1 protein-coding gene is annotated in these 520 nt (G+C 60.6%); it reads left to right on the top strand.

Annotated elements, in window-relative coordinates; genetic code table 11:
* On the top strand, window positions 1–520 hold a 520-nt coding region (locus tag HB681_RS37755; RefSeq protein ID WP_213959999.1), incomplete at both ends, for an IS630 family transposase.

The following is a 520-nucleotide window of genomic DNA, read 5'->3' as shown; positions in this document are numbered from 1 at the left end:
TTGCCGCTGAAGAAGGGGCGTGCGGCCACCATGACGCACGACTACAAGCGCCATGGAACGACCACATTGTTCGCCGCGCTCAACGTGCTGGACGGTCAGGTCATCGGGCAGTGCCAGCAGCGCCATACCCACGTCGAGTGGCTGAAGTTTTTGCGCCAGATCGATCGCGAGACACCCAAAGGCAAGTCGCTGCATCTGATCGCCGACAACTACGCCACGCACAAGCATCCGGCCGTGCAGGCGTGGCTGGCCAAGCATCCCCGATTCACCATGCACTTCACGCCCACCTCGGCGTCGTGGCTGAACATGGTCGAGCGGTTCTTCCGCGACATCACCACCGAGCGATTGCGCCGGGGAGTGTTCACCAGCGTGCCCGAACTCGTCCAGGCCATCGACGAATACGTCGCTCATCACAACATCAACCCCAAGCCATTCATCTGGACCAAGAGCGCCCGCGACATCTTGCAGAAGGTCATTCGCGCAAACCGCCGCTTAAGCTCCAAACAGAATGGAACACTGC

Origin of the sequence: Variovorax sp. dw_954 (genome assembly GCF_018449755.1) — a bacterium.
Lineage (GTDB): Bacteria > Pseudomonadota > Gammaproteobacteria > Burkholderiales > Burkholderiaceae_C > Variovorax.
This window is presented reverse-complemented; position numbering and strand designations above follow the sequence as displayed.